The organism is Dehalobacter restrictus DSM 9455 (assembly GCF_000512895.1).
Lineage (GTDB): Bacteria > Bacillota > Desulfitobacteriia > Desulfitobacteriales > Syntrophobotulaceae > Dehalobacter > Dehalobacter restrictus.
The window spans coordinates 2,393,605-2,407,517 of the sequence record NZ_CP007033.1 but is presented as its reverse complement, the minus strand read 5'-3'; the positions used below and the strand labels follow the sequence as shown (position 1 = coordinate 2,407,517).

General features: G+C 45.8%; 11 protein-coding genes. 9 read left to right on the top strand and 2 right to left on the bottom strand.

From position 1 onward, the window contains the following. Positions 1 to 173: 173 nt before the first annotated feature. The 4 genes from amrA (at position 174) to mnmL (ending at position 5,200) form a co-directional block, all read left to right on the top strand. Positions 174 to 1,436, top strand: a complete 1,263-nt coding sequence (gene amrA, locus DEHRE_RS11550; RefSeq protein WP_025206071.1) for an AmmeMemoRadiSam system protein A — start codon at positions 174 to 176, stop codon at positions 1,434 to 1,436. A 21-nt stretch (positions 1,437 to 1,457) separates the two neighbouring features. Continuing rightward, positions 1,458 to 2,402, top strand: a complete 945-nt coding sequence (gene amrS / locus DEHRE_RS11545; RefSeq protein ID WP_019225249.1) for an AmmeMemoRadiSam system radical SAM enzyme — start codon at positions 1,458 to 1,460, stop codon at positions 2,400 to 2,402. Between the two features lie 282 nt (positions 2,403 to 2,684). Next, on the top strand, positions 2,685 to 3,947 hold the full coding sequence (locus DEHRE_RS11540; protein ID WP_015043715.1) for an ammonium transporter: 1,263 nt from the start codon (positions 2,685 to 2,687) through the stop codon (positions 3,945 to 3,947). A gap of 320 nt (positions 3,948 to 4,267) precedes the next feature. Further along, positions 4,268 to 5,200, top strand: a complete 933-nt coding sequence (gene mnmL, locus DEHRE_RS11535) for a tRNA modification radical SAM protein MnmL/YtqA (RefSeq protein ID WP_015043714.1) — start codon at positions 4,268 to 4,270, stop codon at positions 5,198 to 5,200. Positions 5,201 to 5,272: 72 nt separating this feature from the next. On the opposite strand, the gene eam is transcribed toward mnmL, so the two are convergent. Next, complete coding sequence (gene eam, locus DEHRE_RS11530; RefSeq protein ID WP_019225250.1) at positions 5,273 to 6,535, bottom strand: glutamate 2,3-aminomutase; 1,263 nt, start codon at positions 6,533 to 6,535, stop codon at positions 5,273 to 5,275. 342 nt (positions 6,536 to 6,877) lie between these two features. Here eam and DEHRE_RS11525 point away from each other — a divergent pair, with 342 nt between their 5' ends. The 5 genes from DEHRE_RS11525 (at position 6,878) to alr (ending at position 12,072) form a co-directional block, all read left to right on the top strand. Continuing rightward, positions 6,878 to 7,480, top strand: a complete 603-nt coding sequence (locus DEHRE_RS11525) for a GntR family transcriptional regulator (protein ID WP_015043712.1) — start codon at positions 6,878 to 6,880, stop codon at positions 7,478 to 7,480. Positions 7,481 to 7,500: 20 nt separating this feature from the next. Further along, positions 7,501 to 8,853 (top strand): sensor histidine kinase, encoded by a 1,353-nt coding sequence (locus tag DEHRE_RS11520; protein WP_019225251.1) that lies wholly within the window; start codon positions 7,501 to 7,503, stop codon positions 8,851 to 8,853. A gap of 26 nt (positions 8,854 to 8,879) precedes the next feature. Then, on the top strand, positions 8,880 to 9,236 hold the full coding sequence (locus DEHRE_RS11515) for a holo-ACP synthase (protein WP_019225252.1): 357 nt from the start codon (positions 8,880 to 8,882) through the stop codon (positions 9,234 to 9,236). 138 nt (positions 9,237 to 9,374) lie between these two features. Then, positions 9,375 to 10,952, top strand: coding sequence for a bifunctional ADP-dependent NAD(P)H-hydrate dehydratase/NAD(P)H-hydrate epimerase (locus DEHRE_RS11510; protein ID WP_025206069.1), 1,578 nt, complete (start codon positions 9,375 to 9,377; stop codon positions 10,950 to 10,952). Position 10,953: 1 nt separating this feature from the next. Further along, a complete protein-coding gene (gene alr / locus DEHRE_RS11505; protein WP_025206068.1) occupies positions 10,954 to 12,072 on the top strand; it encodes an alanine racemase in 1,119 nt (372 codons plus the stop codon). Positions 12,073 to 12,294: 222 nt separating this feature from the next. Here the strand turns inward: alr and gdhA are convergent, their stop codons facing one another. Further along, on the bottom strand, positions 12,295 to 13,629 hold the full coding sequence (gdhA, locus tag DEHRE_RS11500) for an NADP-specific glutamate dehydrogenase (RefSeq protein WP_025206067.1): 1,335 nt from the start codon (positions 13,627 to 13,629) through the stop codon (positions 12,295 to 12,297). Between the last annotated feature and the right edge of the window lie 284 nt (positions 13,630 to 13,913).

Here is a 13,913-nt window from a genome sequence, read left to right as displayed (position 1 = left end):
GCGTCATAATTATTAAGCTGGTAGAAATAGCAGTAGAAAGCAGATTAATCTAATCCAAACAGATGCACTGGCAGGATAAATGTGCATATAAAAAGAAAATATATAAAAAAATTAATCATAGGATAAAATGAATTTTTAATTCTCAATATACCAGAAACTAAGGAGGTATTGCTATGAGTCTTGTCTATGTAGGATTTGTTCCTCATCCTCCGATTCTTGTGCCTGAGGTCGGGCATGGTGAAGAAAAGGGTTGTCAGCAAACAGCAGAGGCTTATAGGACGCTTGTTCAGCAAGTCATCAGGATGAATACGCAGACGGTTCTGATTGTATCTCCTCATGCGCAGCTGGCCGAGCAGGGTTTGGTAATCTTAGACGGTGACTCTCTCTCCGGGAGTTTCAGCCGTTTTGGGGCAGGACAGGTTAGCTTAAGCTTTGAAACAGATCAGCAACTCGCGGAGACCATCAGGGAAAAGATTCCTGATGCTATTCCTGTCCGGGCAGAGCTTGATCATGGTTCACTCATTCCGCTTTACTTCCTCCATCAAGCCGGATGGTCCGGGAAGATTGTTATCTTAAGCATGCCGATGAGCCGTCCGGAACATTACGGAAAAAAAGTTGGCCAAATTTTAAATGATGCAGCTGAACGCTGCGCCTTGATTGCAAGCGGTGACCTTTCCCACCGGCTCAAAGAAGACGGACCTTATGGATTCCACCCTTCAGGCCCCAAACTGGACCAGCTTATAGTCAAAGGATTGAAAAGAGATACAACACTGCTCAGGGGGATTCCCGCTAGTCTTTTGGATGAAGCAGGTCAGTGCGGCTATCATTCCCTGCTGTTTGCACTCGGGGCGAGAGAAGGCGCGATTAAGGTTCTCTCCTATGAAGGACCGTTTGGTGTAGGTTATCTCATTGCTGAGATATTTCGTTCTTCACCGATTGCGGGTTATGCCAGGGAATGCCTGACTTACTATCTTACATCCCAGCCTTTTGACAGGTTAAATATTCCTGGAGACACTCTACTGAAAGAAAAGAAAGGCTGCTTTGTTTCCCTTAAAAAGGATGGGACTTTGCGGGGTTGCATTGGCACGATCCAACCGGTAAGAGAAGACCTAGCTTCAGAGATTAGACATAACGCCATAGCAGCAGGTACCCAGGATCCGCGCTTTTGGCCGGTCCAACCGGAAGAACTGCCCTTAATATCTGTATCTGTCGATGTTCTTGGAGACACGGAGAAGATTACTGGGCCTGAAGAACTGGATCCTCAGCGTTACGGGGTAGTCGTACGCCGGGGTGGAAAGGTCGGGCTGTTGCTGCCGCATCTCGAAGGGATTGATACGGTTGAAGAACAGGTCGGAATAGCCAAACAGAAAGCTGGTATTGATCCGGGGGAGGAAGTCGAGCTCTGGCGTTTTGAAGTCGAACGTTTTTTTGAATAACAGGAAAGAGGGATGAAGCATATGGCAGGATTTTCTGAATGTCCCCTATGTCCGCATCACTGCAAACTCAAAGAAGGCCAGTCAGGATTCTGTAAGGTCAGAGGGTGTCGGAACGGTGAAATCATACCGCTGACTTTCGCTGAAGTCGCTGCGTTCCATCTTGATCCTGTGGAGAAGAAACCGCTTTATCATTTCTATCCGGGAAGCTGGATATTCTCAGTCGGCAGCTATGGCTGCAACCTGCACTGCTTCTTCTGCCAGAACCATGAGATCTCTCAGAAATATGAGCAGGGACGCCGGATTTCCCCGAAGCGGCTGACAGAAATGGCCGGGGAAGACCAGTCCGTCGGAATTTGCTTTACGTATACGGAGCCTCTGGTCTGGTACGAAATGATCATGGAGACAGCTCCGCTGGTCAAAGAACGGGGAGGAAAGGTCGTTCTGGTATCCAATGGGATTATCGAACAGAAATACCTCGAATATCTAATCCCTTACATCGATGCGGTCAATATTGATATCAAAGGGTTTACCCCTGAATTCTACGAGAAATACACCGGTGGGAAACTGGAGTGGGTGCTAAAAACAGTTGAAACGCTGGTATCAAATGTTCATACCGAGATCACAACGCTTATTATCCCCAGCTTGAATGACAATCCGCAGGAAATTAAGGCGCTGGCCAAATGGCTGTCCGGCTTAAATGTTCCGCTGGCGTGGCATTTGAGCAAATATCATCCAATGCATAAAAGCAAAATACCGGCAACAGATGAAAAGAAGCTGAAGAAACTATGGGGGTTGGCCAAAGATTGCCTACCGTATGTGTACCTTGGAAATATGGCAGGAGGCAACACAACCTATTGTCCGCAATGCGGTCAGGAGGTTATTACCAGAGACATGCAGGTCACCGTTAAAACCACAGAAGGGAAATGCCGATGCGGTCAAGAAATTTGGGGAGTTGGACTCTTATGACCAATGACAGGTTTAGGATTAACCGGATATGCGTAATATTAAATAATGTATACAGGAATGTATACATTATTTAAACGAAAAACCTCTTTACAGATTGTTTACCGGGTAATATAGTACAGATAGATCGTTTGTTATACGCAAGTCAATCAGGCAACGGGGCCTCAAAAAAGTGCAATACTTTTTTGAGGCTTTTTTTATTAGTCAATCGGCGCGTGGCTAAAGACTTGTATCAGACTATCTATAAAACCTAAGAAACATCAAGAAACTAAGGAGGAGAAGAAAATGAATTACACAACTGGGGATATTGGGTTTATGATTATTTCCACCGCACTTGTTATGTTAATGACACCCGGTCTGGCCTTTTTTTACGGAGGACTGGTTAAAAAACGTCATGTTTTATCCATGATGATGCAAAGTATTATAGCAATGGGTGTTGTAACACTTATCTGGGTAGTTTTAGGTTATTCGCTTGCTTTTGGACCGGATATCGGTTCAGTCATTGGCGGGCTCGACCATCTGATGTTGAATGGCGTAGGGCTGGAGCCGCGAACTGAAGGCGCTACGATTCCGCATCTGCTTTTTATGGTTTTTCAGATGATGTTCGCGATCCTGACACCGGCCTTGATGACTGGGGCAACAGCCGAACGCTTGCGTTTTCCCGCATTTGTTTTGTTGATGAGTTTCTGGAGTTTACTGGTGTACGTTCCGATCGCGCACTGGGTATGGGGGGGCGGCTGGCTTGGAAATTTAGGTGCACTTGATTTTGCCGGCGGTACTGTCGTTCATATCAGTTCAGGTTTCTCCGGTCTGATCGCAGCACTTGTGATCGGAAAACGCATCAATAAGTCTACAGATCCGACTATTCCGCATAATATTCCTTACGTGATTCTGGGCGGAACCCTGCTATGGTTTGGCTGGTTTGGCTTTAATGCAGGCAGTGAACTGGCGGCTGACGGAATTGCAGTAATCGCTTTTGTGACCACATTTATTGCAGCTGCCTTAGGGCTTTTGGGCTGGGTCGTTGCAGAAAAACTGCACCGTGGAAAGCCCACTGTCCTGGGTGCAATTTCCGGAGCTGTTGCCGGACTGGTAGCCATAACACCTGCTTGTGCCTATGTAACAAATGCCTCCGCAATGGTAATTGGCCTTGTAGCCGGCGGATTATGCTACTTTGCAGTTGCAATCCTTAAAGATAAGCTTGGTTATGACGACGCGCTGGATGCCTTTGGCATCCACGGAATCGGCGGAACCTGGGGAGCTCTGGCGACAGGCATCTTCTGCACAACCGCAGTTAACCCTCTCGGTAAAGACGGCCTGTTCTACTCTGGTGAGTTCCATCAAGTCGGCATACAGCTCATCGCAGTACTGGCAACGTATATATACGCAGGTCTGGTAACGTTTATCCTACTGAAAGTCATCGGAGCAATCACTCCGCTCACAGCTACAGACGCTGAACAGGTCAGCGGTCTTGATACAACCCAACACGGAGAAAGTGCTTATCCCGATTTTGAAGGATTAACAGCAAATTCGATCTATAATTTATAGAAGCAACAAGATTGCGGTATAAGTGCAGACCTAAAGTATGATATGCAGATGTAATCTTATGAAGATAATGAGACCGGAATCCAGATGTATGCCACCGCTAGGCTGGAAATACATTTGATTCCGGTTTCTGGCTTTATATGGAGAAATTACAGGTTTCTTCGCCATTGTTGTTTTGTTTCAGACCAACTAAAGCTATAATAGGATACAGGAAAAGACAAAGAAGTATCTATGACACAAGACAAGTCTATGATGCAGAGACTTATTTAACACATGACCTAGCAAAAGAGATACGATATTGCACGTTGAAACCGGGGTTGAACATGAACAAACGCTATTATACATTAAATGAACATTTCCGCGGATTTTTTGGTGAAAAAGTCATCAAAGTATCTTTGGATGCAGGTCTCAGCTGCCCGAACCGGGATGGGACGATAAGTGATGGAGGCTGTATATTTTGCAGTGAAAAAGGTTCCGGAGATTTTGCAGGGCAAAGAGGGCTGTCCATTCGCGAACAGTTTAACCAGGTTCGGGAGAGGACTTTGAAAAAATGGCCAAAAGCGAAATATATTGCTTATTTTCAATCGTTTTCTGCGACGTATGGTCCTGAAGATTATCTGGAAAATTTGTACCAGGAAGCGTTAGCGCTGGAAGATGTCGTCGGCATATCCGTTTCGACCAGACCGGACTGTCTGAACGAAGCGATCCTTGATGTTCTGGAAGACCTGAATAAACAGACCTATCTATGGGTAGAACTGGGTGTGCAGTCTGTTCATAACAAAACACTGGACTGGCTGAACAGGGGACATGATTTTGACTGTTTCCTGGAGGGTGTGAATAAGCTCAGACAAAGGAATATCCAGGTCTGTACCCATATCATCATGGGGCTTCCCTGTGAAACCCGGGAGGAAATGTTCAGGACAGCACAGGTGATCAGTCAAATCCCGATACAGGGTATAAAGATTCATTCGCTTCATATTTTAAGAGGGACTCCGCTTGCGGATCTCTACAGCCAGGGGAGTCTTCAACTGCTTTCAATGGAACAATATATAGATCTCGTAGCCAATATCCTGGAGATTCTTCCTCCCAATATGATCATCCACAGACTTATGGGCGACGGACCTCTCAATGATGTCATTGCCCCAATGTGGACCCGACGTAAATGGGAGGTCTTAAACGGCATCGACCAAGAGATGGAACGAAGAGGAAGCTTTCAAGGAATTCATTATAACGCCAAAATCCCGTTAACCTGGTAAATGCGGTTAACGGGATTTTACTTGAGAGAGTGATTTTACTGACTTCTATATGACTAAGGCATGCAATCAAACTTAGCCTTCATCAGCGTAATGATTCTCATAATAAACAATTTTCCCTTCCCACGTCTTCAAAACAGCCCGGTGTTCATCGAGGGAAAGAAGATATTGGGGGAGAAGCGGGGTTTTGCCGCCTCCTTTTGGTGCATTGATAATATAGGTTGGAACGGCCAGACCGGAGGTGAAGCCTCTGAGCGCTTCCATCACGGCTAGACCTTCCTGAATGGACGGAATAAAATGCCGGGTGCCTTTGACGTTTTTGGCGTGAAAGATATAGTAGGGACGGACACGGATTTTCAGTAATTCCTGATTCATTTTCTTCATGACATCGGGGTCTGTATTGATGCCTTTGAGCAGTACGGCCTGATTCCCAAGCACAACACCGGCTGAAACAAGCCTATCTGCAGCCTTTTTGGCTTCCAGGGTTACTTCTTTCGGATGATTAAATTGAGTATTGATATAGATTGGCGGATATTTGGCAAGTATGGCTAGAAGTTCATCGGTAATCCGCATTGGCAGGGTTACAGGGACCCTGGTTCCAAGGCGTTTGATTTCAACATGCGGAATACTATGAAGTTCAGCAAGCAGCCATTCGATGGTCTGGTCACTTAAAAGAAACGCATCCCCGCCTGTGATCAGCACATCCCGGATTTCTGGGTTCTCACGGATATAATCCAGCGCGACTTTCAGGTCTTCTTTTTCCTTGTGTCCGTCTGTTTCGCCGATATTGCGCCGGCGTTGGCAGTGACGGCAGTACATGCCGCACATGTTGGTAACATTAATGATCAAGCGGTCCGGATAGCGTCTGGTGATACAAGGAGCGGGAGAGGTTAAGGCTTCTCCCATTGGATCTTCTTCTCCGCTTTTATCAAACAGCTCTTCTATTTTGGGTATTCCCTGCAGAAGGATGGGGTCTTCAGGGTTGCTAAAATCCATTAAACTGAGGTAATACGGTGATACAGCCCAGCGGTATATCCGGCCGACTGTTGAGATCTCATTTTTTTGAGCATCAGTTAACGGAAAAAGAGAATCCAGCGTGTTGACATCCGTGATCCTGTGGCTCATTTGCCAACGCCAGTCATCCCAAATTTCCTGGGTTGCCCCGAAGTATTGGAGGATCCTTTCCTTCTGGGCAGAATATAAATCTGTCAGATTCAGTCCGGCAGGTATCTGATTAGCTTTTTGCAGATAGGGTTCGATCCGCTGCTTTAATTCTTCGGCACGTTTAATAGAAAAATAGTGATAATCACGATGCGGTCTATATAGCTCGATTGCCATATTTAGCCCCCCTTTCAAATGCTAATTACAGAAAAAACCTCCATATCATACAAAATAGCAACGCTAAAAATTATACTGCCAACCAATCATAGCATTGTAAGTTGTCGGGAGTCAAGAGGGTTAAAATGTCCGATCACGTCAAATAATGAAAAGATTTGAGGGTATGGCGCTGCTCCAATATTGCCTGGAAATGGTCTTTTTTTATAGAAAAGATTGTCTTCCCCAACTCCCTAGGGTAGAATTACGTAAAAGGCAAAAATTTGATACGTGCATGAGAAGATACGGATTGATTGACATGGTACTAGGTATCTGAAATCAGCAAAGAAAGAAAGGGATCATATCTTGGAGCAGGCCAAATATCAGGAAATCGCGAATGAGATCGCGCATGCCGTCGTTCTCGGCGAGTTCCGTGAAGGGGATAAAATCCACGGAAGGTCGACCCTGGCAGGAAGATTCAATGTTTCTCCGGAGACGATCCGTCGGGCAATTGCTATTCTGCAAAATGAAGGAGTCGTCAGAGTAAAACCGGGTATTGGCATCATTGTGAACTCCAGGATAGAGGCCGAAAAATTTTTAAAGTCTTTTGACCAAAAAAATGAGGTTCAAGCCTTTATTGACGAGTTGAAAAGCCTGATGGAGCAGAGAAAGGAAATTGACGGGCAAATCGATGTGCTGCTTCAGAAAGTTTCGACCTATGCCGACCGATATATCTCTCGCTGGAATGACGTTGAAGAACTTAAAATCCAGCCGGAATCATCCGCAATCGGCTGTTCCCTGAGAGAGCTTAAAGTCAGAGAAGAAACTGGAGCAACAGTCGTAGGGGTTGTCAGAAACGGCAATGAGAATTTTTCTCCTGAAGCCGACTTCCTGCTCGAAGAAGGAGATATTCTTCTCGTAGTCAGCTCGGAGAATGGCAATAAAAAAGTCCGGAGCTTATTGAAATAATTTCTTAGGGAGGTGTGACGATGAAAAATATGAATGTAATCCTTGTTCCGGTCATCGCCCTTGAAATCGCTCTGGGTCTTTATTTGCAGAATACTTTTCTGTTGGCCGCTTTTATGGTGATTGATGCCGGATATTTATTCTGGTATATAAAAAATTTAGAGAAAAAGGCCGTACCGCTGCATACGTTAAGCAGGGCAGACCTGAGTGTAAAGATCGCTAACGAAACACTTCCTTACCTGCGCGGCGGTCTGAATAAACAAAACGCCGAAGCCATTGCCAAAATCATTCAGGGGATTGCTCAGGTGGCCGCAGTCTCGATCACCGATTGTGAGAAACAGCTCGCCTATCTTGGGGCAGGCTGCGACAGGCACCATCCCGGTGATAAGATTCTGACGGCAGCGACTAGAGAAGTCATACAGACTGCAAAATATAAAGTTGTTCAGACGCAGGAAGAGTTAAACTGCCCGATGTCGGACACGTGTGACTGTCCTTTGGCTGCGGCAGTCATTGTTCCGCTTTCCTGCAAAGGAAATGTTGTCGGAACATTTAAGCTCTATGAAACGAAGGGCGGAAAGATTTCTCCTGACCTGATCAGGCTTGCACTTGGCATGGGCCAGATTTTAAGCCTTCAGGTGGAAGTAGCTGAACTGGACCATCAGACCAATCTGACGATGGAAGCCAGACTCGATGCTCTTCAGGCTCAGATCAATCCGCATTTCTTTTTTAATGTTCTGAATACAATTATTGCCACCAGCCGAACCAACCCGAACCGGGCCAGAAGACTTCTGATCCATCTGGCCGAATTTTTCCGTAAGTCTTTAAAATCTAAAGGTGCACTCATTTCTCTTCGGGAAGAGATGGAATTCGTTAATAATTATTTTGTGCTGGAAAAAGCTCGTTTTGGGAAAAAGCTGAAGATTAAGCTGGAAATTCCCAAGGAACTGATGGCTGCCGAGGTGCCAAGACTGAGTATTCAGCCTCTAGTTGAAAATGCGGTCAAACATGGGATTACCCCCATGATCATGCTGAATGGTGTTGTAACGATTCGGGTCAGGGAACTCGGGCTGGAAGATGGTAAAAGCGAACTTTTTGTAGAAGTCATTGATAACGGAATGGGGATTGAAGAGGATCGGCTGAAAGATGTCCTGCTGCCCGGTGTAGGCTCAGGCAACGGTGTAGGGCTCGCCAATGTCCATGCCCGCCTGAAGGGTTTATATGGTTCAGAATACGGATTAAACATTGAAAGCAAAATAGGTGAGGGGACGACTGTAGAAATGAGGCTTCCATACAAACAGACCAGTCCGCAGCAGCCTTCTGCCGAACCCTGGATTCAGGACCCTATGTCTAGTACCAGGGCCAGAAATGGTATTTGATTTTACGAAGAAACGGGGAACTTCATTTGTATCCAGGTATAGATATTGTTGAAATAGCCAGATTTGAACAGGCCTGCCGGAGACATTCAAAACTGGTTGCCAGACTGTTTACCGACAGGGAGCTGGCTGAACTATCAAAAAAACATATATCTTCTCTGGCTGCCAGGTTTGCAGGCAAAGAAGCGGTACTTAAAGCACTGGGGACGGGGCTCAGCGGTCTAAGCTGGCATGATATTGAGATCCTGCGGAATGAAGCGGGAGAACCAATCGTATATTTGAGTGAAAGGGCACAGGCTGCAGCGCGGTCGAGAGGAGCAGAGAGAGTCCGAATAAGCCTCTCTCACAGTAAAGATACGGCTATAGCATCTGTTATTCTGGAATAGATATCGTTGGTATCCAAAATATTAGACAGCAACGAACGGTGACAGTAACGGGCGGGCATTTTAGGGTTGACATGGTACTTGGCAGTGTTCATTATAAAATTAAGTAGGAAAAGTTTTTTCCGAGGAGGATAGAAAAAAATGCGTATTGTAAGTGCCGGACAAATGCGCAGCATTGATTCCAACGCAATCAATTATTTTGGAATCCCCGGGTCAATTCTTATGGAGAATGCAGCGTTGGCAGTAGTAAGGGAAATAAAGATTATTCTGCTGAAGGATGAAAAAAAGTCGCTTCGCGGTTTGAGAGCAGTTATTCTTGCCGGAAAAGGCAATAATGGCGGTGACGGTCTGGCAGTGGCCAGGCATCTCTGTGTATTAGGGATGGAAGTGACCGTTTTTCTTTTCGGAAATCCTGCTGAGCTTCAAGGGGATGCCAAACTGAATTATGAGTTGTTTCAGAAGATGGGAGAAAAGATCATTCCTGTCGAAGACGAAAAACAGCTTCGTCTATTCAAGCTTGCCCTGATGCAGTCTCAGGTTGCTGTTGATGCGTTGTATGGAATAGGCTTTAAAGGAGAAATTCCGGAATCCCTGGCAGGTTTCATTGAAGACTTAAACAAAGCCGATCTGCCGGTGGTTTGTGTCGATATTCCCAGCGGTCTGGAAGCAGATACGGGGAAAGTACATACGATTGCAGTCCAGGGAGATGTGACAGTTACCTTTGGCTTGCCAAAGCTTGGACATTTTCTCGGAGAAGGATTAATCTATACAGGAAGGCTGGTCATTGACCAAATTTCAATTCCCGAAAAAGTGATAGGCGAAGAAAAAATCTTTGCCTATCTATTGACGGATGAAGTCATCCGGCCTTTGATTCCAGCAAGACACATACTGGGCCATAAAGGTACGCATGGCCGGGCGGTTCTGATTGGGGGATCGCTTGGAATGAGCGGGGCTGTCATCCTGGCAGGAAAGTCAGCTCTGCGCTGCGGGGCAGGGCTTCTTCAGATCGTTACCCCTGAAGCGATTGCTGAGACGGTAGATTTGGGAGTCATTGAAGCTACGGTCTGGCCAGCAAAGGATTATGAAATGTTAAGCGTCAATGCCTGGTCGGTCATTCAGGAGCGGTTACAAGGAGCTGACGCTTGTGCAGTAGGTCCCGGACTCAGGCAGACGGAGTCATTTCTTAATGTCATAAAAAATATACTGATAGAGACCGATGTACCGGTAGTTCTGGATGCAGACGCGTTGAATCTGATTTCCCGGGAACCGGATGTACTCAGCTTAAGGAAAGGAAGAGGCAATCTTATTCTGACGCCTCATCCTGGGGAAATGGCTCGCATATGCGGCTGTTCAATTGACGAGGTTCAGGAAAACCGCTTGAAGATAGCGCTGGCCAAAGCCCTGGAATGGGGTGCCATTGTTGTTTTGAAAGGCGCAGGTTCGGTCGTTGCTTCGCCGGACGGCAGAGTTTTTTTGAATCCGACGGGTAATGCAGGACTTGGCACAGGCGGCACAGGGGATGTGCTGACCGGAAGTATTATGTCCTGGATTGCCCAGGGTGTCCCTCCGTTAGGTGCAGCTTGCATGGGGGTTTATCTTCACGGCAAGGCCGGAGATGTTTTAAAAGATCAGTTTGGTTTATCAGGTTTCACAGCTTCGGAGGTAGCTGATTGCCTCCCAAGGGTCAGAAAAGAGATAGAGCAGTTAGGAGATTTTTAGAATGAATATTTTTCGTCCGGTTTGGGCAGAAGTTGATTTGGGGGCTTTAAGACGCAATTTAAAAAGGATACAGCAGTACGCCGGCAGTGAAATAATGCCCATAGTCAAGGCAGATGCCTACGGACACGGTGCAGTGGAGGTTGTTCGGACTCTAAAGGAAGAAGGGATTACCAGATTCGGGGTTGCTATCCTGGAAGAAGCTTTGGAGCTCAGAAGGGAATTCCCGGATATTGCCCTTATGGTTATTGGGCCTACATTGTCGAAGTATTCAGAAATACTGGTCAAAGAAGAGATCATACCCGAAATATTTCAGATCGAACAGGCTGAAGCGCTTTCAGCGGCAGCGTTGAAGCTGAATAAAACAGCGAGACTCCATATCAAAGTGGATACGGGAATGGGTAGGACAGGGTTCCGCGAAAATGCACTCGAAAATATTCAAAAAATTGCAAAGCTTCCTGGCCTTTATCTGGAGGGGATTTATACCCATCTGGCCACGGCCGACAGCACTGATTTGTCTTATGCGAAGCAGCAGCTGAAGATCTTTGATGACTTATATGAAAAGTTATGCGCGGCAGGAATAAAAATTTCGATCCGTCATGCCGCAAACTCTGCTGCAATCATGCAAATTCCCGAAAGTCATTACGAACTTTGCCGTCCAGGAATCATATTGTACGGACTTTTACCGATGGACCACGCCGGACAGGAAGCCGGCTTTGAACCGGTCATGTCTTTAAAGACCCGCATTTCCCAGCTGAAGACCATCGAAAAGGGCGAGAGTGTTGGCTATGGAAGGACGTTTATTGCCGACAGGCCCATAAAAGTCGCAACGCTGCCGATCGGTTACGGCGATGGTCTGCGCCGTTCTCTGTCCAACGGCGGTGAGGTCTTGCTGAAGGGAAAGAAAGCCAGGATCATCGGCAAAATATGCATGGATCAGATCATGGTTGATGTAACAGAAATTGAAGAGATCCAAGAAGGGGATGAAGCCGTTCTGCTCGGCAGAAACGGTGACCTGTTTATTTCCGCAGATCGGATTGCTGAACAATGCGGAACGATTAGCTATGAGATCCTGTGCGGTATTTCCAAGAGAGTGCCGAGGGTGATGGTTGAGAGCAAATAGTTATTTGAGCAAGTCTGTATGTTTTTTTATTCTGGGAGATAGAAAACTTACATTTGTGGACTAAATTATAGACTTATAGACTGTTTTAAAAAGAATTTATATTAATTAAAAAGCCTCTTGGGTGCGAGTTGTTTTGAACATCTCAGTCCCCAAGAGGTCTTTTTAATTTCAATAGTATCAAGACTATATTATGGGTATCACAAATCGTTAGGCAGCTCCAGCTTAGATTACGCCGTGAGCCAGCATGGTGTTAGCGACTTTCAGGAAGCCGGCAATGTTAGCACCGACGACCAGGTTGCCTTCACAGCCGTATTCTTTGGCAGCTGAGCTGGCATTGCGATAGATGTTGACCATGATGTCTTTAAGTTTGGCGTCAACTTCTTCGAAAGTCCAGGAATAACGCATGCTATTCTGGGACATTTCCAGAGCGGAGGTTGCAACACCGCCGGCATTGGCAGCTTTACCAGGAGCAAAGATGATTTTATTGGCATGGAATACTTTGACTGCTTCCGGAGTAGAAGGCATATTCGCACCTTCACCGACAGCAAAGCATTTATTGGCAACCAGAGCCTTGGCGGATTCTTCGTTCAATTCGTTCTGCGTAGCGCAGGGAAGAGCGATATCACAAGGAATGGTCCAGATGCCTTCGAAGCCTTCTTTGTATTCGGCTTTCGGGTGGAATTCCAGATAATCTTTGATTCTTCTTCTTTCAATTTCTTTGAGCTGCTTAACGGTCTTCAGGTCAATACCGTTTTTGTCGTAGATGTAGCCGTTGGAATCGCTCAGGGCAACAACATTGGCACCCAGCTGCATGGCTTTTTCGGCTGCATAAATCGAAACGTTGCCTGAACCGGAGATAACAACGGTAGCACCTTTAAAGGATTTGCCGATGTCTTTAATTGCTTCGTCCATCAGATAAACCAGACCATAGCCGGTTGCTTCGGTACGAACTAAGCTTCCGCCATAAGTCAGGCCTTTTCCAGTAAGTACGCCTTCAAAGAGATTTCTGACTCTCTTATACTGGCCGAACATGTAACCGATTTCTCTGCCGCCAACACCGATATCACCGGCAGGAACATCAGTGTCTGCACCAATATGTTTGCAAAGTTCGGTCATGAAGCTCTGGCAGAATTTCATGATTTCGTTATCGGATTTGCCTTTGGGATCGAAGTCGCTGCCGCCCTTGCCGCCGCCGATCGGAAGTCCGGTCAGGGAGTTTTTGAAGATCTGCTCAAAACCTAGAAATTTGATGATGCCAAGGTTAACAGACGGGTGTAAACGCAGGCCGCCTTTGTAAGGACCGATAGCGCTGTTGAATTGAACACGGAAACCACGGTTAACCTGAACATTTCCTTTGTCATCGACCCAGGGAACTCTGAACATGATCACGCGTTCGGGCTCGACGAGCCGCTCGAGGATACCGGCTTTTTCATATTCGGGATGTTTGGCAATTACCGGTTCCAAAGATTCCAGCACTTCCTTGAGTGCCTGGTGGAACTCGGGCTCGTTCGGGCTTCTTTTGATAGCCTGTTCCATGACTTGTTGGACATAAGACATATTTTTTACCCTCCAGAAAAAATAATGTTTTTTTATCAATAACCGTATTCTACAATATTAATTTGCGTTTGAACATAACAAAACAAACAATATACTGTATTCATTATAAGATATTAGTGATGCAAAATAATGAATTTATAATATTAAATTTAAATATTTAAACATTGGCATTAAAATTATACAGAAAACTAAAAAATACAAAGAAAGTTAAAATGAATACAATATTTTTTAGTTAAAACAGTTATGTTGTTGATGAATTTTTGGTAAAATCGTAAAGAAACTAT